The organism is Agreia sp. Leaf244 (assembly GCF_001422695.1).
Lineage (GTDB): Bacteria > Actinomycetota > Actinomycetes > Actinomycetales > Microbacteriaceae > Agreia.
The window spans coordinates 86,169-108,186 of record NZ_LMLX01000002.1; the positions used below are offsets into that span (position 1 = coordinate 86,169).

At 67.7% G+C, this 22,018-nt stretch carries 22 protein-coding genes; 11 read left to right on the forward strand and 11 right to left on the reverse strand.

Going from position 1 to position 22,018, the window contains the following annotated elements; all coding sequences use genetic code 11:
• The first annotated feature begins 41 nt into the window (after window positions 1-41).
• Complete coding sequence (locus ASF06_RS05230) at window positions 42-1,349, forward strand: DUF4032 domain-containing protein (RefSeq protein ID WP_055927449.1); 1,308 nt, start codon at window positions 42-44, stop codon at window positions 1,347-1,349.
• A 60-nt stretch (window positions 1,350-1,409) separates the two neighbouring features.
• Here ASF06_RS05230 and rlmB read toward each other — a convergent pair whose 3' ends face one another.
• From rlmB to ASF06_RS05250, 4 genes are read right to left on the reverse strand one after another with little or no spacing between them, the layout of a single operon-like run.
• A complete protein-coding gene (rlmB, locus tag ASF06_RS05235) occupies window positions 1,410-2,441 on the reverse strand; it encodes a 23S rRNA (guanosine(2251)-2'-O)-methyltransferase RlmB (RefSeq protein ID WP_055944372.1) in 1,032 nt (343 codons plus the stop codon).
• Window positions 2,434-3,852 carry a cysteine--tRNA ligase gene (gene cysS, locus ASF06_RS05240; RefSeq protein WP_055944375.1) on the reverse strand — a complete coding sequence of 473 codons (1,419 nt, stop codon included), beginning with the start codon at window positions 3,850-3,852 and terminating at the stop codon, window positions 2,434-2,436. Before cysS ends, rlmB begins: the two co-directional genes overlap by 8 nt.
• Window positions 3,853-3,882: 30 nt before the next feature.
• Complete coding sequence (ispD, locus tag ASF06_RS05245) at window positions 3,883-5,112, reverse strand: 2-C-methyl-D-erythritol 4-phosphate cytidylyltransferase (protein ID WP_055944378.1); 1,230 nt, start codon at window positions 5,110-5,112, stop codon at window positions 3,883-3,885.
• A 3-nt stretch (window positions 5,113-5,115) separates the two neighbouring features.
• Entirely contained in the window at window positions 5,116-5,598 is a 483-nt protein-coding gene (locus tag ASF06_RS05250) for a CarD family transcriptional regulator (protein WP_055927439.1), read from the reverse strand.
• A 186-nt stretch (window positions 5,599-5,784) separates the two neighbouring features.
• Between ASF06_RS05250 and ASF06_RS05255 the strand changes: the two genes are divergently transcribed.
• A complete protein-coding gene (locus ASF06_RS05255; protein WP_157439085.1) occupies window positions 5,785-6,357 on the forward strand; it encodes a hypothetical protein in 573 nt (190 codons plus the stop codon).
• A gap of 29 nt (window positions 6,358-6,386) precedes the next feature.
• Here the strand turns inward: ASF06_RS05255 and ASF06_RS05260 are convergent, their stop codons facing one another.
• Together ASF06_RS05260 and ASF06_RS05265 are read right to left on the reverse strand one after the other, a co-directional pair.
• A complete protein-coding gene (locus ASF06_RS05260; RefSeq protein ID WP_055927433.1) occupies window positions 6,387-7,067 on the reverse strand; it encodes a response regulator transcription factor in 681 nt (226 codons plus the stop codon).
• The gene (locus tag ASF06_RS05265; RefSeq protein WP_055944384.1) at window positions 7,064-8,218 is read right to left on the reverse strand and encodes a sensor histidine kinase; all 1,155 of its coding nucleotides are present in this window, start codon (window positions 8,216-8,218) and stop codon (window positions 7,064-7,066) included. Before ASF06_RS05265 ends, ASF06_RS05260 begins: the two co-directional genes overlap by 4 nt.
• Window positions 8,219-8,425: 207 nt before the next feature.
• On the opposite strand from ASF06_RS05265, the gene phoU reads away from it, so the two are divergent.
• Together phoU and ASF06_RS05275 are read left to right on the forward strand one after the other, a co-directional pair.
• Entirely contained in the window at window positions 8,426-9,079 is a 654-nt protein-coding gene (gene phoU / locus ASF06_RS05270) for a phosphate signaling complex protein PhoU (protein WP_055927427.1), read from the forward strand.
• A gap of 131 nt (window positions 9,080-9,210) precedes the next feature.
• Window positions 9,211-9,939 (forward strand): hypothetical protein, encoded by a 729-nt coding sequence (locus ASF06_RS05275; protein WP_157439086.1) that lies wholly within the window; start codon window positions 9,211-9,213, stop codon window positions 9,937-9,939.
• 28 nt (window positions 9,940-9,967) lie between these two features.
• Here the strand turns inward: ASF06_RS05275 and ASF06_RS05280 are convergent, their stop codons facing one another.
• Complete coding sequence (locus tag ASF06_RS05280) at window positions 9,968-10,717, reverse strand: phosphoglyceromutase (protein WP_055944389.1); 750 nt, start codon at window positions 10,715-10,717, stop codon at window positions 9,968-9,970.
• A gap of 51 nt (window positions 10,718-10,768) precedes the next feature.
• Between ASF06_RS05280 and ASF06_RS05285 the strand changes: the two genes are divergently transcribed.
• Window positions 10,769-11,578 (forward strand): class I SAM-dependent methyltransferase, encoded by an 810-nt coding sequence (locus tag ASF06_RS05285; RefSeq protein ID WP_055944392.1) that lies wholly within the window; start codon window positions 10,769-10,771, stop codon window positions 11,576-11,578.
• A 20-nt stretch (window positions 11,579-11,598) separates the two neighbouring features.
• On the opposite strand, the gene ASF06_RS05290 is transcribed toward ASF06_RS05285, so the two are convergent.
• From ASF06_RS05290 to ASF06_RS05305, 4 genes are all read right to left on the reverse strand, one after another.
• The gene (locus ASF06_RS05290) at window positions 11,599-12,741 is read right to left on the reverse strand and encodes an FUSC family protein (RefSeq protein ID WP_235500915.1); all 1,143 of its coding nucleotides are present in this window, start codon (window positions 12,739-12,741) and stop codon (window positions 11,599-11,601) included.
• A gap of 6 nt (window positions 12,742-12,747) precedes the next feature.
• Window positions 12,748-13,905, reverse strand: coding sequence for a CAF17-like 4Fe-4S cluster assembly/insertion protein YgfZ (gene ygfZ, locus ASF06_RS05295; RefSeq protein ID WP_055944398.1), 1,158 nt, complete (start codon window positions 13,903-13,905; stop codon window positions 12,748-12,750).
• Window positions 13,906-13,910: 5 nt separating this feature from the next.
• Complete coding sequence (locus ASF06_RS05300; protein ID WP_055927412.1) at window positions 13,911-14,516, reverse strand: FABP family protein; 606 nt, start codon at window positions 14,514-14,516, stop codon at window positions 13,911-13,913.
• A 162-nt stretch (window positions 14,517-14,678) separates the two neighbouring features.
• On the reverse strand, window positions 14,679-14,933 hold the full coding sequence (locus tag ASF06_RS05305) for a hypothetical protein (RefSeq protein WP_157439087.1): 255 nt from the start codon (window positions 14,931-14,933) through the stop codon (window positions 14,679-14,681).
• 63 nt (window positions 14,934-14,996) lie between these two features.
• On the opposite strand from ASF06_RS05305, the gene ASF06_RS05310 reads away from it, so the two are divergent.
• The 6 genes from ASF06_RS05310 (at window position 14,997) to pstC (ending at window position 22,018) form a co-directional block, all read left to right on the forward strand.
• Entirely contained in the window at window positions 14,997-15,689 is a 693-nt protein-coding gene (locus ASF06_RS05310) for a response regulator transcription factor (protein ID WP_055927408.1), read from the forward strand.
• Complete coding sequence (mshD, locus tag ASF06_RS05315) at window positions 15,658-16,557, forward strand: mycothiol synthase (protein WP_055944404.1); 900 nt, start codon at window positions 15,658-15,660, stop codon at window positions 16,555-16,557. Before ASF06_RS05310 ends, mshD begins: the two co-directional genes overlap by 32 nt.
• Window positions 16,558-16,569: 12 nt before the next feature.
• Window positions 16,570-18,750 carry an RNA degradosome polyphosphate kinase gene (locus ASF06_RS05320; protein ID WP_055944407.1) on the forward strand — a complete coding sequence of 727 codons (2,181 nt, stop codon included), beginning with the start codon at window positions 16,570-16,572 and terminating at the stop codon, window positions 18,748-18,750.
• 22 nt (window positions 18,751-18,772) lie between these two features.
• On the forward strand, window positions 18,773-19,699 hold the full coding sequence (locus tag ASF06_RS05325) for an NUDIX hydrolase (RefSeq protein ID WP_055944410.1): 927 nt from the start codon (window positions 18,773-18,775) through the stop codon (window positions 19,697-19,699).
• A 121-nt stretch (window positions 19,700-19,820) separates the two neighbouring features.
• Entirely contained in the window at window positions 19,821-20,915 is a 1,095-nt protein-coding gene (gene pstS, locus ASF06_RS05330) for a phosphate ABC transporter substrate-binding protein PstS (RefSeq protein WP_055944413.1), read from the forward strand.
• A gap of 119 nt (window positions 20,916-21,034) precedes the next feature.
• Window positions 21,035-22,018 (forward strand): phosphate ABC transporter permease subunit PstC, encoded by a 984-nt coding sequence (gene pstC, locus ASF06_RS05335; RefSeq protein ID WP_055944416.1) that lies wholly within the window; start codon window positions 21,035-21,037, stop codon window positions 22,016-22,018.

Below are 22,018 nucleotides of genomic sequence, written 5' to 3' on the forward strand. Positions count from 1 at the left end.
CGACGACGAAAGCCGACCCGGCTCACCAGCAAGGAGCAGCAATGAGGGGTTCCCTCAACATCACTTCGGCCATCACCGATCCCGCCCTGCTCGATCTGCCCTGGGACGTGCCCCTCGGCGAGTGGGAAGACCAGTACATCGCCGCGCTGCCGAAGGGTCTCTCCCGCCACCTCGTGCGCTTCGCCCACCTCAGCGGGCACGTCATCGCCATCAAGGAGACCACGGAGGACATGGCCGGCGGCGAGTACAAGATGCTCCGCACCCTGCAGAGCCTCGAGATCCCCTGCGTCGATCCGCTCGCCGTCATCACCGACCGCACGAACGCCGACGGCGATCCCCTGCCCAGCGTGCTCGTCACCCGGCACCTCAAGTTCTCCCTCCCCTACCGCGCCCTGTTCTCGCAGCAGCTGCGGCCCGACACGGCCACCCGTCTCGTCGACGCCCTCGCCCTGCTGCTCGTGCGCCTGCACGTGATCGGCTTCTTCTGGGGAGACGTGTCTCTCTCCAACACGCTCTTCCGACGCGACGCCGGCGCCTTCGCGGCCTACCTCGTCGACGCCGAGACGGGCAAGCTCTTCTCCGGCGGCCTGTCGAACGGCCAGCGCGAGAACGACCTCGAGATCGCCCGCGTCAACATCGCCGGCGAGCTCATGGACCTCGAGGCTGGCGGCCGCGTCGACGACCAGCTCGACCCCATCAAGGTGAGCAACGGCATCCTCGCTGCCTATCGCACCCTGTGGTCCGAGCTGACGGGCAAGGAGTCGTTCTCGTCATCGGAACGCTGGCGCATCAACCAGCGCGTCGACCGGCTCAACGAGCTCGGCTTCGACATCGAGGAACTCGACATCAAGACCGACGACGAGGGCACGACCGTGCGCATCCAGCCGAAGGTCGTGGATGCGGGCCACCACCAGCGCAGGCTGCTGCGTCTCACCGGCGTCGACGCCCAGGAGAACCAGGCACGTCGCCTTCTCAACGACCTCGACGACTTCAGCGCGCGCTACAGCAAAGACGACTACGACGAGGAGATGATGGCCCACGACTGGGTCGCCAAGGTCTTCGAGCCCGTCGTGCGCAGCGTTCCCCGCGACCTCAAGCGCAAGCTCGAGCCGGCCGAGCTCTTCCACCAGCTTCTGGAGCACCGGTGGTTCATGAGCGAACAGCAGGGGCGCGACATCCCCCTCGCCGAGGCCCTCAACGCCTACATCAACGACGTGCTCCGTCACCGCCGCGACGAGGCGACGGTCATCGACCCGCCGACCGGAACGATCACGCTGCCGATCGACGTGCAGACGGGGTCGGTGCCTGTCGAGGCCGACGACGACGAGGACTGGCGCCTGAAGGTCTGAGTAGGCCCTTCGACGGGCTCAGGGAACGAAACCGCTCCCTGAGCCTGTCGAAGGGGGCGGCTACTTCTTCTCTGCCCGCAGCCGCGAGATCTCGTACAGGGTGACGCTCGCGGCGATACCCGCGTTGAGCGACTCCGTGGCCGCGGTGATGGGGATCGAGACGACGGCGTCGCAGGTCTCGGTGACGAGGCGCGACAAGCCCTTGCCCTCACTGCCCACGACGATGACCACCGGGCCGTCGGCGAACGACAGGCCGGGCAGCGACACGTCGCCGCCCCCGTCGAGGCCGATCACGAAGACGCCCTTCTGCTTGAACGCCTTGAGCGTGGCCGTGAGGTTCGAGGCCATGGCGACAGGGGTGCGAGCGGCGGCGCCCGCCGACGTCTTCCAGGCGGAGGCCGTGACCCCGACGGATCGGCGCTGCGGCACGATGACGCCCTGGCCGCCGAACGCGGAGGTCGATCGGATGATCGCGCCGAGGTTGCGCGGATCGGTGATGCCGTCGAGCGCGACGAACAGCGGGGTGTCGCCGCGAGAGATGACCTCGTCGAGAAGGTCGACGGGATGCGCGTACTCGTACGCGGGCACCTTCAGCGCGAGGCCCTGGTGCACCGAGTCGAAGCTCGTGAGACGGTCGAGCTCGGGGCGCATGACCTCGAGAATCGGGATGCCTCGGTTGGTCGCGAGGGCGAGGGCCTCTTTCACCCGCTCATCCATCTCGATGCGCGTTGCGAGGTAGAGGGCGGTCGCCGGGATCTTCGCCCGCAGGGCCTCGACCACGGAGTTGCGGCCGGTGACGACCTCGAACTCCTCGTTCTTGGCGCTGCGGCGCGGGGCGGGCTTGCGGTTGGGGTCCTGCGACGCACCGCGACTGCTGCTGCTCCGACCACCCTTGCCGCCGGCCGCGATGAAGCGCTCCTTGGCGGCCTTGGCCTTTCCGGCGGGGTGGTACGGGCGGTCCTCCGCCTTGGGCGTGGGCTTCTTGCCCTCGAGGGCCTGGCGGCCCTGGCCGCCCGACCCCACGGCCTTGCCGCGGCTCGCCTTGCGTACGGCGCCGGCCCTGGTGGGCTTGTTCGCTCCTGATTTAGCCATCGAGACTCCAATGCGATCCCGAGGGACCGTCTTCAATAGTGATGCCCGCTGCGTTCAGTTCATCACGAACTCGGTCGGCCGTGACGAAGTCGCGACCTTCCCGGGCAGCCTGGCGGTCTTCGAGCAGTCGTTCGACGAGCGCGGCGAGCGCGACATCGGTCGCTCCGCCCTGCGCAGTCGACCACTCGCTGGATAGGGGGTTGATTCCGAGCACGCTCGTCATCGCGATGACGGCACCCAGTGCGTGTGCCGCCTCGACGAGGTCTTCGTTGTCGAGGGCCGCATTGCCCGCTCGCACCGTGTCGTGCACGACGCCGAGTGCCTGGGGCACTCCGAGGTCGTCATCCATCGCCTCGACGAACTCGTCGGGCAGGGCCTGCACCGCATCGGAGAGGAAGCGCGTGCCATCGAGTCGACGCTGTGCCCGCTCGAGGAAGCCCTCGATGCGACCGAGTGCAGCCTCTGCCTCGGCGAGGGCTCCGTCGTGGAACTCGAGGGTGGAGCGGTAGTGCGCGGCTCCCAGGTAGTAGCGGAGCACGAGCGGACGCGCCGACGCGATGAGTTCAGAGGCGAAGATCGAGTTGCCGAGCGACTTCGACATCTTCTGGCCCGACACCGACACGAGCCCGTTGTGCAGCCAGTAGTTGGCGAACGGATCTCCCGCCGCGGTCGACTGCGCGAGTTCGTTCTCGTGGTGCGGGAACCTCAGGTCGATGCCGCCGCCGTGGATGTCGAACTGGGGACCCAGGTACTTGGTCGACATGGCGGAGCACTCGATGTGCCAGCCCGGGCGTCCGGCGCCCCAGGGGCTGCTCCACGACGCGGACTCGGGCTCCTCGGGCTTGTGCCCCTTCCAGAGGGCGAAGTCGCGAACGTCTTTTTTGCCGCGCGGATCGGAGTCGGTCGCCGGGGCCATGTCGTCGAGGCTCTGGTGCGTGAGCTCGCCGTAGTGCGGCCAGGCGCGCGCGTCGAAGTACACATCACCCGACTCGTCGTCAGCCGCGTACGCATACCCCTCATCGATGAGTCGGCCGATGATCGTGTGCATCTCGGGGATGCTCGCCGTGGCGCGCGGCTCGTAGGTGGGCGGCAGCACGCCGATGGCGTTGTAGGCGGCCGTGAACTCTAGTTCGACTCGGTAGGCCAGCGCCCACCACTGCTCGTCGCTGCTGGCCGCGTTCACCAGCACCTTGTCGTCGATGTCGGTGACGTTGCGCACGAACGTGACATGGTGGCCGGAATAGGTCAGCCATCGCCGCAGCTGGTCGTAGACGAGCGCCGAGCGCAGGTGACCGATGTGCGGCGACGACTGCACCGTGGGTCCGCAGACGTAGATGCCCACCTGGTCTGGAACGAGGGGGACGAAGTCGGACAGGGTCCGGCTTCTCGAGTCATACAGTCTAAGCGCCACCCAGCTAGTTTAGGCGGGGCGCAGCGGGTGTTACGTGCCCTCGCCCGCCTCCGGGCGCGGCAGCGGCGCGATGAGGGCGGTCGCGATGGCCGCGATGCCCTCGCCCCGACCGGTGAACCCCAGCGAATCGGTCGTGGTCGCCGACACGGAGACGGGGCAGCCGAGCAACGCCGTCAGGCGCTCCTGGGCCTCGGCCTTGCGCGGCGCGAACCTCGGTCGGTTGCCGACGAGCTGCACAGAGGCATTGACCGGTGCGAACCCCGAGTCGTGCAGCAGCCGCAGGGTCTCGACGAGGAAGACCTCCGCGTGCGCACCCTCGAGTCGCGGATCGTCGACTCCGAAGATGCCCCCGATGTCGGCGAGGCCGGCGGCCGACAGGAGGGCGTCGCAGAGCGCGTGGGCCACGGCGTCGCCGTCGCTGTGGCCGGCAAGCCCGGCCTCGCCGGGCCAGAAGAGACCCGCCAGCCAGAGCGGCTGGCCATCGTCGAGGGCGTGCGCGTCGACTCCGACGCCGGTGCGAAACGCCGGTGCGGATGCCTGTGGCCGGCTCGACGAGGGACCCTCGGCCAGCAGCTGCGCGGCTCGTCGAAGATCCCACGGGGTCGTGATCTTGAATGCCAGCGGATCTCCCGCGACGATGGCGACCGAACCGCCCACGTGCTGGATCAACGCTGCGTCGTCGGTGAACTCCGTGTCGGCCGCTGCGTATGCGGCCACGAGCTCGGCGCGCGGAAAGGCCTGCGGCGTCTGCACCGCGGAGAGTTGTGACCGGTCGACGGTCTCGAGCACGGTCGACGAGGCGTCGACCCGCTTGATCGTGTCGCTCACGGCGAGTCCGGGGATCGCGCCCCGGCCGGAGGAATCGACCGCGGCGATGATGCTCTCGAACAACGAACGCGGGGCCAGCGCCCGGGCGGCGTCGTGCACCAGCACGACCTCGACCGAAGGCTCGAGCACCGCCAGTCCGGCGGCGACCGACGCCTGGCGCGAGTCGCCCCCGACGACGACGGTGCAGGCATCCGACACCGGGCCCGCGGCCCGCTCGACGATGTCGCGCGCCTCTGACACGTGCGTCGACGGAGCGACCACGATGACCTGAGCCGCCTCGGCGAGGCCGAAGAGAGGATCGAGCGACCTCGACAGGATGCTGCGCCCATCGAGGTCGACGAAGGCTTTGGGGAGCGGTTCACCCAGGCGGGTTCCGCTGCCGGCGGCCACGACGATGATCGCGACGCGGGGCGTCGGCGCAGAAAGGCTCACGCTCTAGGAGGCCAGAACCTCGTCGAGAACAAGCGATGCCTTCTCTTCGTCGGTCTTCTCGGCGAGGGCCAACTCGGAGATCAGGATCTGGCGGGCCTTGGCGAGCATGCGCTTCTCACCTGCGGAGAGGCCCCTGTCTTGGTCGCGACGCCACAGATCGCGAACAACTTCGCTGACCTTGATGACATCGCCCGACGCGAGCTTCTCGAGGTTCGCCTTGTAACGGCGCGACCAGTTGGTCGGCTCTTCGGTGAACGGAGCACGAAGCACGTCGAACACGCGGTCGACGCCCTCTTTGCCGATGACGTCGCGAACGCCGACGAGTTCGACGTTCTCGGCGGGCACCTCGATGGTGAGATCGCCCTGGGCGACGCGGAGCTTGAGGTAGGTCTTCTCTTCACCCTTGATGATGCGGGTCTTGACCTCGGAAATCGTCGCCGCCCCGTGGTGCGGGTAGACAACGGTTTCGCCGACTTCAAAAATCATCGATGGAATCCCTTCAGCGCATTACAGACTACCACGGCGCACTTTTTCGAACCCCCTCGCCCGACGGCGCACCGCGCTCGTCCGACGCACGCCGCGACCGATCGCGGGGCCCGTCATTCGGTAGGCTAGGAAAGTCCGCGTCCAGCTCCCCGAGGGAGCTGCGCCGAACCACTTCTGGAGGAACTTGTGAGAGCACGACTCGGGGCCGCACTGGCCATGGCCGCCCTTCTTGTGGTCGGCACGGCCGGCTGCGCATTCATCACCCCGCAGGCGACGACGAAAGAGGTCGAGACGGCCAACGGCGTCAATGGTCGGGTCGGCACGGTCGACATCCGCAACGCCACGCTCATCAGTGACGACGGCGAAGACGCCAGCCTCCTGGTCACCTTCAACAACAGTGCCACCGAGAGCCGGGCACTCACGCTTCAGTACGAGGGTGACGGCGGCAAGACCGAGTTCACCATCCCCGTGGCCGGCAACGGCAACACGAGCTTCGGTGCCGACGGCGAGACCCAGATCGTGCTGCGGGGCATCGAGGCCACCGCCGGATCGCTCTTCCCGGTCTACTTCCAGTACGGCGACGCCGAGGGCAAGCAGCTCCTCGTTCCGATCCTCACCACGGAGTTCGCCGAGTACACCGGCCTCGCTCCGACGCCGCTGCCCACGGTCACGCCGACGCCGACATCCACTCCCTCGACGACGCCGGTGCCCACCGACGTCTCAGAGACGCCGACGCCCGAGGCGACGCCCGCTCCGTAGCGGCCATCGCCCGGGCCCCGGGCATCCGGTCACGCCTCGAAGCGGTACCCGAGTCCCCTCACGGTGACCAGCAGGGTCGGCTCCGAGGGAACGGCCTCGATCTTCGACCGGATCCTCTTGATGTGCACGTCGAGGGTCTTGGTGTCGCCGAAGTAGTCGGAGCCCCAGACCCGGTCGATCAGCTGTCCGCGGGTGAGCACGCGGCCGGCGTTGCGCAGGAGCAGTTCGAGCAGCTCGAACTCCTTCAGCGGCATGGCCGTGTCGATTCCGTTCACGCGAACGGTGTGCCGCTCGATGTCCATCTGCACGGGCCCGCTCTCGAGGATGGGCTCGGCGAGATCGCTCGGCTCGCTCTGTCGGCGCATCACCGCCCGGATGCGTGCGAGCAGCTCCCGGGTCGAGTACGGCTTGGTGACGTAGTCGTCGGCCCCGAGCTCGAGCCCCACCACGATGTCGATCTCGGAGTCCTTGGCCGTGAGCATGATGATGGGCACCGTGCTGCGGGTGCGGATCTCACGGCACACCTCCGTTCCCGGAATCCCCGGGATCATCAGGTCGAGCAGCACGAGATCGACCCCGCCCCGATCGAATTCGGCGATGGCGGTGGGGCCGTCGGGCGCCACGGTGACCGTATAGCCCTCGCGGCGCAGCAGGTACGCGAGCGGCTCGCTCAGGGCGTCTTCGTCTTCGACGAGAAGGATGTGGGTCATCGTGAATCTCCTTGTGGTGCGGACGCGAGCGATGTCGCCTCCGGAAGCCTGATCGTGAAAGTGGAACCTCTGCCGAGCTGCGACCACACCCGCACATCGCCGCCGTGGTTCTCCACGATGTGCTTGACGATACTGAGGCCGAGTCCCGTGCCGCCGGTGTTGCGGGAGCGCGCCTGGTCGACTCTGAAGAAGCGTTCGAAGACGCGGTCGAGATCGTCGCTCGCGATGCCCAGGCCTTGGTCGGTGACCGCGATCTCGACGACGCCGTCTTCGACGCGCACACCGATGCCCACCCGCGAGTTGTCGAGCGAGTACTGGATGGCGTTGCCCACGAGGTTGTGGATGGCCATGACGAGCAGACTCTCGTCGCCGAACACCTCGACGTGCTTGGCGCCGCCCTTGACCAGGGTCGTTCCCCGCAGCTCGGCCTGCACATGATTCTGGTCGATGGCCGACGCGATGAGATGGTCGACGTTCAGCACCTCGGCCGATCGAAGAGTATCCGCAGCCTGGAGACGGGAGAGCTCGATGATCTCCTGCGTGATGCGGGTGAGGCGGGCGGCCTCGGTGTGCAGCCGCTTGGCGAACCGGCGAACCTGCTCGGGATCGTCGGCGGCCGGGTCGAGCGCCTCTGAGAGGAGGGAGATCGCACCGATCGGCGTCTTGAGCTCGTGGCTGATGTTCGCGATGAAGTCACGTCGCACGTCTTCGAGGCGGAAGGTCTCGGAGTGATCTTCGGCGAGGAGAAGGATGTACCTCGAGCCGAGCCTGGCCACCCGCACCAGATAGTGCACGCTCGCATCTCCGAACGGGCCACGGGCGAGCTCGACCGCGGTGGTGATGGGCTCGCCGCTCGAGCGGACCTTGTCGACGAGGGCGACCAGCTCGGGGTGCACGAGCGCCTGCTGGGCGACGAGTCCGAACGAGATCGAGCCGGGAGACGCCGTGACGACGTTGTTCGACGGGTCGATCACAACCCCGGCAGAGTCGAGCGCGTTGATAACCTGTTCGACCCCGTCGGGAACCGCCGGATTGACCACGTCGACCGCGTTGCTGCCCCGCCGTTCGGCGGCGTGAAGGAGCGCCATGAACCCGGCGCCCACGAGGAGGCCGAATGCCACAGAAAGCAGCACCAACCAGCCTGAGTCCATGAACCCCACACTAACGACTCGACCCATGACAGAATTCACGTCTATGCCCGAACAGGCGCCGCTTAGCCGAGTGTTCAGGTCTTCGGCACCTTCCGTTAACCTGATCTCGGCAGAATGATCCGGGCGCCAGCAGGCGCCCCTACCCTCGACGCTGCACAAAATCCGCCACATCGGCGTCGGGACGAATCCGTGAAAGGACCTTTACGCATGCGCGAAGTTTTCCAGCAGGAGCTGCGGGAGGTACAGGACCGCCTGGTCGAGATCTCGACGCTCGTGACCGTGGCGATCACCAATGCCACGACCGCCTTCAACGAATCGAACGTCGCCCTGGCCGAGTCGGTCATCGCAGAAGACCACAAGATCGACGCCCTGGCCGTGAGCCTCGATGAGCTGGCCATCAACATCCTCGCCCTTCAGCAGCCGGTCGCCCGCGACCTGCGCATCGTGGTCAGCGCGCTGCGCATCTCTGCGTCGCTCGAGCGCATGGGCGACCTTGCCGAGCACATCGCTCAGCTCGCCCGCTACCGCTACCCCGACAAGGTCGTGAAGAAGAGCCTGCGCGGCACCTTCACCGAGATGGGCCGCCTCGACGTCGCCATGGCGAAGAACCTCACGGTTCTGCTCACGAACGAAGACCTCGCACTGGTCGAGGTCATCCGCGAAGACGACGACTCCCTCGACGAGCTGCACGTCAGCGTGTTCGATGCCGTGCTCGGCGAGACTTGGAAGGGCGGCGCTGTCGACACCGTCGACGTGACCCTGGCCAGCCGCTACCACGAGCGCTTCGGCGACCACGCCGTGGCGATCGCCAAGAAGGTCCAGTACCTCGCCACGGGCGACTGGGCCGGCGCCGCGGAGTAGCCTGCATAGCCTTCGCGGAACGCGATCGGAACGCCCTCGGGCGGTCCGGTCGCGTTCCGTCGTTTCAGGCGGAGTCGCCGAAGCCGCGGGGCCTCTTGCCCCCGTGGACGGACTCCCCCATGCTGGGGGGCATGTCGCAATCCCCGTACACGCCGTTCACACCGGCCCCGTCCGCTCCCCCGGCCCAGCTCGTCTCGACCCGGTGGCTGCTCGCGCTCGTCACGGTGTCGCTCGGCGGGTACCTGCTGGTACTCAGCCTCGCCGGCCAGTTCATCCAGCTGTTCACGGGCATGCGCATCGAGCTGTCGTATGGGGCGATGCTTGTGCTGCAGCTGCTCTTCGCCGTGGCGGTGGTGCTGCTCGGGCTCTTCTTCGCGCCGACATCCCTGGCTCGCCGGTCCATCGCCGGCGCGATCGTCGCGGTGGTCGTGCTGTTCACGGTCATCCTGCAGGCTGTGCGCCTGACGACCGGCCTCGGCTCGGCCACGGTGTTCATCGGCTTCACCTTCGCGGACGCCTTCGTGATGCTGCCCCTGGCGCTGGGCGCCGCGTGGCTCGTCGTGCGCGCCCGTCCGGGTGTCGCCTATGCGGCGTTGGCCCTCGTCGTGATCCCAGCCCTCGTGCACTGGGCGCTCCTGGTCAACGGAGTCGATTCGGTCACCACCCAGATCGTCATGCTCATCCTGGGTGCGCTCGTGGCAGCCGGCATCGGCTGGGGCGGCGCGATCGCCGCCCGCGTCCTGGGCGGATCCTCCGCTGCACCGCGACCGCAGCCTCAGCCGCAGTACGCTCCCTACACACAGCAGCCTGTCTATGAAGAGCAGAACGACCGGCCCGCGGAGCGCGGACCGGTCATCTGACGGTTCTCGGCGAGAGCCGGGCCTTGGGCTACTTCTTGCCCTGGTTGGCCACGGCTGCGGCACCCGCGGCTGCCGCCTCGGGGTCGAGGTAGGCGGCAGGCTCGATCGGAACGAAATTCTCGTCGAGCTTGTAGACCAGCGGGATTCCGGTAGGAACGTTCAGCTCGGCGATGTCGTCGTCGGAGATTCCGTCGAGGTGCTTGATCAGGGCACGCAGCGAGTTGCCGTGTGCGGTGACCAGGACGACCTTGCCCGCCTTGAGGTCTTCGGTGATGTCGGAGTGCCAGTAGGGAAGCATGCGCTCGATCACGTCTTTGAGGCACTCTGTGCGGGGCACCTCGCCGTCGATGTGCGCGTAGCGGGGGTCGCCCACCTGCGAGTACTCGGCGTCGTCGGCGATGGGGGGCGGCGGAACGTCGAACGAACGGCGCCACGTCTGGAACTTCTCGGGGCCGTACTCCTCGAGCGTCTGGGCCTTGTCCTTGCCCTGCAGGTCTCCGTAGTGCCGCTCGTTGAGCCGCCAGCTGCGCTTGACGTCGATCCACTGCCGGTCGGCGCCCGCGAGCGCGAGGTTGGCCGTCTCGATGGCGCGCGACAGCACCGACGTGTACAGGATGTCGGGCAGCGTGCCCGAGGATGCGAGGAGTTCGCCGGCGCGTTTCGCTTCGGCGATCCCCTGCTCGCTGAGGTGCACATCGACCCAGCCCGTGAAGAGGTTCTTCTGGTTCCAGTCGCTGTTGCCGTGGCGCAGCAGAATCAAGGTGTAAGGCGTAGACATGCTCCCAAGTCTAGGGGCGGCGGACCTTGTCATTCGTGGTGAACTGGAAGCATGCCGATCGGTGAAATCACACGGGGTACGACGAACACCAATCGTCTGCGCCGTGTCGACCGCTTCATCACCACGCTGCCCGTGCTGCGCCGAACCGACGACCCGCTGGTCGTCGACCTGGGCTACGGCGCCAGCGGTGTGACCGCCTTCGAGCTGCAGCACCGGCTGGCCCGCGTGCGCTCCGACGTCGAGGTCGTCGGCCTCGAGATCTCGCCCGACAGGGTGCGCACCGCGACCGAGCAACTCGCCCGGGTGCGGGCCGGCGCCACCACGTTCTCCCCCGATGCCCGCGTCTCGTTCGCCCTCGGAGGGTTCGAGACACCGCTGCCCGACGGCCGCCTCGCCGCCGTCATCCGCGCGTTCAACGTGCTGAGACAGTACGACGAGTCGGAGGTGCCGGAGGCCTGGCGACGCATGGTCTCGCGCCTGCAGCCGGAAGGCGTGCTCGTCGAGGGCACCTGCAACGAGATCGGCCGCGTCTCCAGCTGGATCACCGTGACCTCGGCCGGAGCGCAGACTTTCACGATCTCGCTGCGCCTCGCAGACCTCGAGAAACCCTCGATCGTCGCCGAGCGGCTGCCGAAGTCGCTCATCCACCACAATGTGCCCGGTCAGCCGGTGCACGCCCTGCTCAGCGAGCTCGACAGGGCGTGGCAGCACAATGCCGGCGTGGGCGTGTACGGCGCGACCCAGCGATGGCTCGCCTCGGTCGAGGCCCTGGATGCCGCGGGCTGGTCGATCCTCGGCGCCCGGTCGCGCAGGCGGCTCGGCGAGCTCACGGTTCCGTGGTCGCAGGTGGCGCCGGTCTGACGCCCGAGGTCTCCCCCGCCTCAGACCGACATGTCGGGCATCGACGCCCGCGCCTCCTCGGCGCTGAGGCCCGAGGCCATCAGCAGGTCCATCACCAGGGGTCGCATAGCGAAGACGACGGAGGTCTCGGCCAGGGGCTGGCCCGGCAGCAGCCGTGCGGGGTGCAGCCTGACCGCGATCAGAATGAGGTTCTGCCTCACGAGCGGCTCGAGCTGCGGCTCGGCGAGGCTCTGCGAGAGCAGGTTCACGCTGCCCACGACGCCCGAGAGCAGCTCTGCGATCTCGGGCCGCGGGCGACCGTCGCGATCGAGCACGGATAGCCTGCGTGTGACCACGCGAAGGTTGCGCATGGCGAGATCCATGTTCTGCTGCATCACGTGCTGCCGCTGCAGTTCGGGGAGGTGTTTTCGCAGGAACGGGGAGATCCGGGCGATCGCGAGCGCGGAGTCGAGCGATGTGCGCCACGAGTCGACGAGGGGCTGCGTGCGACGCGCCTGCTCGAGAACACGATCCGTCTCGGTCTCGCTGCCGACCCGGAGGATCGCCGCGAGCGAGGCGACCACGTCGATGTAGGCCGAGAGGAACCTCTTCGCGTCGCGGAGCGCCCCGCGCCGCGGATCCCGCGGGATGAGCGCCGTGCACAGCAGGGCGATCGCGCCGCCGATGACGCCGTCGATCGTACGGGTGAACGGGCCGCCGGCCTGAACGGGCAGCACCGCCACCAGAACGGACTGCACTCCCGCGACGATCGCGAAGGAGGCTGCCGGCGAGAGGAGCCGCGCCACGGTGAGCGTCACCCCGAGGGCGACGGCGAGCTGCCAGACCCCCTGGCCGAATCCGAGCACGATCGCCTCGCTCAGCGCGATGCCCAGGGTGACCCCCAGGGCGGTCTCGACCACGCGCAGCGGTCGGGCATCCCGCATGAAACCGAGGCTCGAGATCGTGACGGTCACCGCCGTCACGGGTGCGGGGTGCCCCAGCAGGTACCGGGAGATGGAGAACGAGATGACGACCGCGACCACGATCTGCACGATCGCGGGCGCACTCGAGACCAGTCGGTCGATCGAGGCCCCCGGGGCGTACACGGCGCCCGGGAGGCCGCTCGATGCGACGGCACGTCGTAGTCGACGCGCAGCCGCGCCCGGTTTCGAGAGGTGGCGCACGACGCGTTAGCGCCGCATCACGCCGAGTCGCGGCATGCGGCGGATGCGGCCCACGACGCTCCCGGCCTCGGGCGGCACGATGACCTCCTGGCCCGCCGCCACGACGATGCCGTCGCTCAGAACCCCGAGATCGCGATCGACCGGCGTGGAGCGTCGCACGACCGCGAGCGCAACGGGACCGAGCTCGTAGTGGATGCCGCTGGACGTGACCTGCCCCACGACGTCGGACTCGCCGCCCTCGGCAGCGTCGGGCAGCGCGGGAAGAACCACGTCGTCTCCCGGCGCGGGCAGCACATTGTCGGTTCCGTCGAGGTGCAGGAAGACGAGGCGCCGCGGCGGGTGGCCGAGGTTGTGCACCTTCGCTACGGTCTCCTGGCCTCGGTAGCAGCCCTTCGAGAGGTGCACGGCGGAGCGCATCCAATCGAGTTCGTGCGGGATGGTCTTCTCGTCTCCCTCTGTCGCACGGCGAGGACGCCAGGCCGCGATGCGCAGGGCCTCGGCCGCCAGCACTCCCGCAACGGCGACCTCGCCGGCACGGGCTCGGTCGGAAAGCGCGGCGAGTTCGTCGCGGGCCACGAGCGTCTCGCGCCACAGCCACTGCGCTCCGGGGTGATCCTCGATCTGCGCGTACTGGTGACCGCCCTCGGAGACGGCGCTCCAGGGGTCGCGCCAGACCAGGGCGACGCCGTTCGGCGACGCGGCCACGGCATCCAGAACCGGGTTCGACTCGCCGATCGAGCCGAGCGTGGCGAAGTCGGCCGTGCGGTCGGAGACGACGACCCGCAGGGTGAAGCGCATCTTGAGCAGCCAGGCGAGCAGGCCCGGAAGCTCATCGGCGTCGACGAGGAGCCAGGCCGTGTCGCCGTCGTCGACGACACGCATGTCGAACTCGACTCGTCCGGAGACACCGAGCAGCAGCGACTCCGTGGACTGCCCCGGAGCCAGCCGAGTGAGGCTCTGGCTCGTCAGCGAGTTCAGCCAGGTGAGGCGGTCGGCGCCGCTGACCGAGATGACTCCGCGGTGCGAGAGGTCGACGATGGCACCGGCGAGCAGCGTGCGCTGTTCGGCGACGGGATTGCCGTAGTGGGCGGGCACTCCCTTGTCGGCTCCCGCCGAATCGACTGCGCCGGGAAGGCCGAGGAACGGAGAGGGAGCTGAGTTCATTGCAGTCAATCTGTCTTGGCGAGACGAGCGGAGGCGTGGGTGCGGAGGCTCTGCCCGAGGGCGGCGATGTCCCACGCCCACAGCAGGTGGGAGTCGACGAGGCCGTAGATGCGCGTGGCGGCCGTGTACTCCTTCGCGCCGTGCGAGCGGATGACCGCGTCGGTCGAGAGGTCGATGCGCGCTCCGGCGACCTGGCCGATGTAGAGCTCCATCACACCACCGGGGTGCACCAGGGCGACCTCGACGTCGAAGCCGTTCGTCGCGTTGCGCAGGGTCTCGACCTCGTCGGCTGTCGTGAACGGCCTCTGCTCGGCCGGAGGCAGCATGCCCGGGCCTGGATCGGCCTCGACGAGGGGACGGCTCAGCCGCCAGTAGCCGGTCTCCGTCGCGAGCGGCGTGGGTTCGTCGTCTCCTTCGCCGATGAGCCAGGCGTAGGAGTTGTAGTTGAGGTGGGGCAGTCCGTCTTGGCTGAAGCTCACGCGCTGCCCGAACTCGCGCGTGACCTTCTCGTCACCGATCGAGTAGTCGATGACTCCGGTGCCCTCCCAGACGCCGATCAGCCACGAGAGGGGAACCAGTTCGGCGTTGAGCCCGATGGGCAGTTCGATCACGGTCAGCGCTGGCCGCGGAAGAGCTTGAAGATGACCATGCCCGAGATCCAGGCGATGGCCAGGCTCGCGAGACCGAGCAGTCCCACGAAGAAGAGTTCGAGCGCGACGTACGATTCCATGCTTCGATCCTAACCCGACTCGTGCCCGCGGAGGCGGTGGGCTCTAGGCGGCGAAAGCCATGGGGGCGAGGATGATCGTGGCCACCGCCAGCACGACGACGGCGCCGGTGGCGCTGGCCGTCACCCGATTGACGTAGCCCTCTTTCCGCCTGATGCCCAGCTGGATGCCGAAGGTCAGGAGGGTGCACACCCCCAGCACGACGGGGAGGAAGACGAGGTAGTTGCGGGGGTCGGCGAGCGCGGCGACGGCGATGGCCCCGATCACGGCCACCAGCCAGACCGGCACTACGCTCTTCATCAGGAGACTCACCCTCCTATTCTGCCCGATAGTATGACGGCAGGCTTTCTTGGAGGACCATACGTGGCGCAGCTGTTGATACTGACCTCTGCGGTCGACCGCGAGGTTCTGCCGGCACTCTCTCTCCTGAGCCACCGTGCCAGGCAGATACCCGCCGAACCCGCGCAGCTGGTGAACACGCCCAACTGCGACCTCATCTTCGTCGACGCCCGCAACGATCTCGCCTCGGCACGTTCGCTGTGCAAGATCCTCACCACCACGGGCGTCGGGGTGCCGATTCTGCTCATCATCACCGAGGGCGGCCTCACCGCGGTGAGCGCCGACTGGGGCGCGGCCGACGTCGTTCTCGAGACGGCGGGTCCCGCCGAGGTCGACACACGCATCCGCCTCGCCATCGGCCGACAGGTGCAGGATCAGTCGACCTCGAAGATCCAGGCATCCGGCGTGGTGATCGACGAGGCGAGCTATTCGGCCAGAGTGCACGGCCGACCCCTCGACCTCACGTTCAAGGAGTTCGAGCTCCTGCGCTTCTTCGCCATGCATCCCTCGCGCGTCTTCACCCGGGAGCAGCTGCTCTCCGAGGTGTGGGGCTACGACTACTTCGGAGGAACGCGAACGGTCGACGTGCACGTGAGGCGGTTGCGCGCCAAACTCGGCGACCTCGAATCCCTCATCGGCACCGTGCGCAACGTCGGCTACCGCTTCAACTTCTTCGAAGACGACAATGAGCGCATCGCTGCAACTCAGGGCAAGTAGCCCCACCCAGCTCGGGGCGGCGTTCACTCGGCTGATCTCCCGTTCGTCTCTCGTCGACGGCCAGCCGCCGTTCAACGACCAGGCGCTCGTCGACGCGGCATCCGGGGCAAGGGCACTGATCGTGGCCGAGCACGGCGACGTGATCGCCGGAGCCGTCATCGTGGGCGAGGGCGAGTTCGAATTCGTCGTCGACCCCGAGTTCCGGCGCAACGGGCTCGGCACGATCCTGCTCGATCGCATCCTCGACGGTGCGGAGCCCGCGATCGCCGGCTGGGCGCACGGCGATCACCCGGCCAGTCGCATCCTGGCCGCGCGCACGGGGTTCGAGGCCGTGCGCACGCTGTATCAGTTGCGGATGCCCGTGCCGGGGCCTTCGACGGACGCCCCTTCGACAGGCTCCCCTTCGACAGGCTCAGGGAACGAGGGGGTCGTCATCGAGGCGTTCCGGCCCGGTGTCGACGATGAGGCGTGGGTCGAGCTCAACGCCCGGGTCTTCGCCGATCATCCCGAGCAGGGCTCGATCACGCTCGACGACCTGCACGCACGCATGGCCGAGCCGTGGTTCGACGCCGGCGACTTTCTCGTCGCGAGGCACGACGACCGACTGATCGCCTACAACTGGCTCAAGATCGAGGGCCCCGACGAGCCGGGAGAGATCTACGTGGTGGGCGTCGATTCCACATACGCGGGGCGGGGCCTCGGGCGCACGCTCATGCAGCACGCGTTCGACCGCCTGCGCGAGCGGGGAATCTCGACGGCGGCGCTCTACGTCGACGCCGACAATGTCGGTGCCGTGCATCTCTACCGATCGCTCGGATTCGCCGACCACACGGTCGATGTTCAGTACCGGCGTCCGCTCGCCGGATGACATGATGATTGCATGAGCGGCGACAACATCCTCCTTGACTCGAACTTCGGTTCGGACTTCGACGACGACGACGAGATCATCGAGATCCTCGACGATCCGTCTCTTCCCGAAGGCCGCTACCTCGACCGCGAGCTCAGCTGGCTCGCGTTCAATACGCGGGTGCTCGAACTCGCCGAGGACCCGACGCTTCCGGTGCTGGAACGCACCAACTTCCTCGCGATCTTCTCGTCGAACCTCGACGAGTTCTTCATGGTGCGCGTCGCCGGACTCAAGCGCCGCATCGCCACCGGCCTCGCGGTTCCCACGAACATCGGCCGCAAGCCCGTCGATGTGCTCGGAGACATCTCCCGTGCCGCCCACGAACTACAGCTGCGGCACGCACGCGCCTACCAGGAGCTGGTCAAGCCGGCGCTCGATGAGGCCGGCGTGCACATCGTCACCTGGGACAGCCTCGACGAAGACGACCGCTCGCGCCTCAGCGACTACTTCTCCACGCAGATCTTCCCCGTGCTGATGCCGCTCGCCGTCGATCCGGCGCACCCGTTCCCCTACATCTCCGGCCTCTCGCTCAACCTGTCGATCCGGGTGCGCAACACCAAGATAGACAAGGAGGAGTTCGCCCGCCTCAAGGTGCCCCAGGTCATCCCGCGCTTCATCCGCGTCGACGAGACCGAAGACGAGACGAACGTGCGCCTCATCGCGCTCGAGGACCTGATCGCCAACCACCTCAGCCACCTGTTCCCCGGCATGGAGGTGCTCGACCACCACGTCTTCCGCGTGACCCGCAACGAAGACGTCGAGGTCGACGAGGACGAGACCGAGAATCTCATCCAGGCCCTCGAGAAGGAGCTGCTGCGCCGACGATTCGGCCCGCCCATCCGGCTCGAGGTGACGGAGGACATGGACGACCGCACGCTCGAGCTCATCGTTCGCGAGCTCGACGTCACCGAGCAGGAGGTCTACCGGCTGCCCGCTCCCCTCGACCTGGCCGGCCTCTTCGACCTCGGCAAGATCGACCGCCCCGAGCTGCACTACCCCAAGCGGGTTCCGACCACCTCCGTCGCCCTGCAGCCGAGCGAACCGAACGCGAAGCCCGACATCTTCAAGGCGATCGCGCGCCAGGATGTGCTGCTTCACCACCCCTACGAGTCGTTCGCCACGAGTGTGCAGGCGTTCCTCGAGCAGGCCGCGGCCGACCCGCACGTGCTCGCGATCAAGCAGACCCTCTACCGCACCTCGGGCGACAGCCCCATCGTCGAGGCGCTCATCGATGCCGCCGAGGCGGGCAAGCAGGTTCTCGCCCTCGTCGAGATCAAGGCGAGATTCGACGAGCAGGCCAACATCTCGTGGGCCCGCAAGCTCGAGAAGGCCGGAGTGCACGTGGTGTACGGCCTCGTCGGCCTGAAGACCCACTGCAAGCTCGCGCTGGTGATCCGCCGCGAGAAGGGCGTGCTGCGCCACTACAGCCACATCGGCACCGGCAACTACAACCCGAAGACCAGCCGCATCTACGAGGACTTCGGTCTTCTGACGGCCGACGACCAGGTCGGAAAAGACCTCACCCGACTCTTCAACGAGCTCTCCGGCTACGCGATCGAGAAGAAGTTCAAGCGACTCCTCGTCGCCCCGCTGCACCTGCGCAAAGGCCTGCTCAAGCGCATCGCCCAGGAGGCGACGAACGTCGAGCAGGGGCTGCCCGCCGGCATCCGCATCAAGGTCAACTCGATCGTCGACGAGGCGATCATCGACGCGCTCTACCGCGCGAGCCAGGCCGGCGTCCCCGTCGAGATCTGGGTGCGCGGAATCTGCGCCATCAAGCCGGGCGTTCCCGGCCTCAGCGAGAACATCACCGTGCGCTCGATCGTCGGACGCTACCTCGAGCACTCGCGCATCTTCTCCTTCGTCAACGCGGGCGAGCCGGAGACCTGGATCGGCAGCGCCGACATGATGCACCGCAACCTCGACCGCCGCGTCGAGGCCCTCGTACGGCTGACGAGCAGCGATCACCTGCGCGAGATCAGCGAGCTCTTCGACCTGGCCATGGACGAGAACACCATGTCGTGGACCCTCGGCCCCGACGGCGACTGGGTCCGTCGCAGCATCGACGCCGACGGCAACCCGCTCGTCGATCTGCAGGACGTGGTCATGAAGCAGATCTCCAAGCGGCGCAAGCGAAGCGGAATCAGTCGGTGATCCGAGCGGGGGAAGCGGGCCAGTGACTGTCTTCGCCGCGGGAGCGGTCTGCTGGCGCGTCGTCGACGGCAAGATCAAGGTGCTCCTGATCCATCGCACGCGCCATAAAGACATCTCCCTGCCCAAGGGAAAGCTCGATCCCGGCGAGGTGCTGCCGCAAACCGCCGTGCGCGAGATCGCGGAGGAGACCGGTCTCAAGGTCGCCCTCGGTGTGCCGCTCGGGGTCACGAACTATGTGATGCCCAACCATCGCGAGAAGGTCGTGCACTACTGGGCGGCCGAGGTCACCGAAGAGGCTGTGCTCAACTCCACGTTCGTGCCGAACAACGAGGTCGCCGCCCTCGAATGGATGCCCGTGGCGAGGGCCCTCGCATCGATCAGCTACAAGCGCGACGCCGAGATCCTCAAACGGTTCCAGGCCCTCGTCGACGACGGACTCACGAACACCTTCGCCATCATCGCCCTGCGCCACGCCAAGGCGATTCCCGCATTCGACTTCGACGGACGCGACTCCGCCCGCCCGCTGACCCATCGCGGAGAGCTCGAGGCGAGGTCGATCGTCGCCGGTCTGAGCGCCTTCGGCCCCACGGTCATCCGATCGTCGACCGCGCTGCGCTGCCAGCAGACGGTCGCGCCGACGGCCGACGCGCTCGGCATCACCTTGAAGAAGACCGACTCGATCGCCCAGGACGCGTTCGAGAACGGCACCAGCGACATCCGGGGCCAGGTCGGCAAGCGCGTGCGCCGACGGGTGACGAGCATCCTGTGCAGTCACGGCCCCGTGCTGCCCGAGATCATGCGCGAGGTCGCGCTCGCCACGGGCAGCACCAAGCTCGCCTCGATCTCTCGGGCCGGCGACCTGCCCGTGGCCGGGTACACGGTCATCCACCTCTCGAGGGATCGCCCGGGGGCGGGCATCATCGCCATCGAGACGCACGTCCCGCGCTGAGGGCGCTGTTCACCTCCCGTTTACCTGATCAGGAGAGATTGGTCACGCGCGCTCGTTAGGTTCACTGAGGGCCATGCACCGGCCCATCCCCAGCAATAGAAACCCTGAAAGGGATTTTTCAGTGAAGCTTTCGCGTATCGCCGCCCCCGCGGCACTCTTCCTCACCGCCGCGCTGGCGCTCTCCGCCTGCGCCGCCAATGAGGCGCCCGCCGCCGGCGACTCGACCGAGTCCGCCTCGACCCTGACCGGCACGCTGACCGGTATCGGCGCCTCGAGCCAGGGCAGCGCCCAGGAAGCCTGGATCGCCGCGTTCCAGACCGCCAACCCCGATGTCACCATCAACTACGACCCCCAGGGTTCGGGTGCCGGCCGCGAGAGCTTCATCTCGGGTGCCGCCGCCTTCGCCGGTTCCGACTCCGCGCTGAGCGACGAGGAGCTCTCGGGAGCCTTCGCCAGCTGCGCCGCCGACACCAAGGCCATCGACCTTCCGGTCTACATCTCGCCGATCGCCGTTGTCTTCAACGTCGAGGGTGTCGAAGAGCTGAACATGGACGCTTCGACGCTCGCCAAGATCTTCTCCGGCGCCATCACCACGTGGGACGACGCGGCCATCAAGGCGCTGAACCCCGACGCCACGCTCCCCAGCGCAGCAATCACGGCCGTTCACCGCTCCGACGACTCCGGCACCACGAAGAACTTCACCGACTACCTCGGCAAGGTCGCTCCTGCCGACTGGGCAGAGAAGGCCGCCGACACGTTCCCGTTCCAGAGCGGTGAGGGCGCACAGGGCACCTCGGGCGTCATCCAGGCCGTCACCAACGGCAGCAACACCATCGGCTACGCCGACGCCTCCAAGGCCGGTGACCTCGGTGTCGCCAAGCTCAAGGTCGGCGAAGAATTCGTCGAGTACACCGCCGAGGGTGCCGCCGCCGTCGTCGAGGGTTCCCCGCTGGTCGAAGGCCGCGAAGCCAACGACATCGCCATCGCGCTCGACCGCGAGACCACCGACCCGTCGCACTACCCGCTCGTGCTGGTGAGCTACATCATCGCCTGCCAGGAGTACGCGGACCCGGCCCAGGCCGAGCTCGTGAAGGCATACGTCGGCTACCTCGCCAGCGATGAGGGCCAGCAGGAGGCCGCTACCTCCGCCGGCGCTGCGCCGCTCTCGAGCGACCTCGCCTCGAAGGTCGCCGACGCGATCGCGACCATCAAGTAACACCGCTTCACACTCTGTCCGGTCCCGACTCGCGTCGGGGCCGGACAGATCGCGGGTTTAGGCCCGAAACAGTCCCACCCCCTCCTCCCTGAACACCGGTTGACAGGACCCCAGCTCTCATGACGACAGCACCCCCCAAGCCCGTTGACGCGAAGCCGCCGGTTCCCGCGGCCGCTCCGGAACGGATCAAGGCGAAGCAGCGCCCCGGCGATGTGATCTTCTCGACCTCCACGATCGTCGCCGGCGGTCTGATCCTCGCCATCCTCGCCCTGGTCGCCCTCTTCCTGATCGTGCAGTCGATCCCCGCCTTCGTGGCCGATCCTGCCGAGATCAAGGGCTCCCCCTCGAGCTTCTGGGCCTACGTCGCCCCCCTCGTCGGCGGCACCATCTGGGCCGCCTTCCTCGCTCTGGTCATGGCTGTTCCCGTGGCCATCGGCATCGCCCTCTTCATCTCGCACTACGCCCCCCGGCGCCTCGCGGCCGGCTTGGGCTACGTGGTCGATCTGCTCGCGGCCGTGCCCTCGGTCGTCTTCGGTCTCTGGGGCATCACCGTTCTCGCGCCGTTCGTGCAGCCGTTCTACTCCACCGTCGTCGACATCTTCGGCTGGATCCCGATCCTCGCCGGCCCCGTCTCCGGCACGGGCCGCACCATCCTCACCGTCGCCATCGTTCTCGCGGTCATGATCCTTCCGATCATCACCGCCCTCTCCCGCGAAGTCTTCCTGCAGACGCCGCGCCTCCACGAGGAGGCGGCCCTGGCGCTCGGAGCCACCCGCTGGGAGATGATCCAGATGGCCGTGCTGCCCTTCGGCCGCCCCGGAATCATCTCGGCATCCATGCTCGGCCTCGGTCGCGCGCTCGGCGAGACCATGGCCGTCGCCATGGTGCTTTCGGTCTCGGGCGGCTTCTCGTTCGACCTGCTCAAATCGACCAACCCGTCGACGATCGCGGCGAACATCGCCCTCAACTTCCCCGAGGCGCACGGAGTCGGCGTGAACGTGCTGATCGCATCCGGTCTGATCCTCTTCGTGATCACGCTCATCGTGAACTCGATCGCCCGCTACATCATCAACCGCCGCAAGGCATTCTCGGGGGCCAACTAA